This window comes from Enterobacter sp. UNJFSC 003, assembly GCF_036903355.1.
Lineage (GTDB): Bacteria > Pseudomonadota > Gammaproteobacteria > Enterobacterales > Enterobacteriaceae > Enterobacter.
In genome coordinates, this window is sequence record NZ_JBAKHK010000223.1 from 1 (window position 1) to 259 (window position 259).

Annotated in this window: 1 pseudogene; it reads left to right on the forward strand. The window is 49.8% G+C overall.

Features of this window, described 5'->3' with window-relative positions:
• Positions 1–133: 133 nt before the first annotated feature.
• Positions 134–259: pseudogene (locus tag V5P19_RS23900) on the forward strand (superoxide dismutase [Cu-Zn] SodC2); the annotation flags it as partial.

Here is a 259-nt window from a genome sequence, read left to right on the forward strand (position 1 = left end):
GTCAACAATGGTTTCGTATCCGTAAAGCGGCACTGGGGTACGACGTACCGTAAGCACTTTTAGGAATAGCCGCCGTTCAAAAATGTGTCACTGGTTTACACTTATTCAGGAATGCACAATGAACGGAGGTCCTATGAAACGTTTTAGTCTGGCTATTCTGGCGCTGGTTGTTGCAACCGGCGCACAAGCTGCCAGTGAAAAAGTCGAGATGAACCTCGTCACGTCGCAAGGGGTAGGGCAGTCAATTGGTAGCGTCACC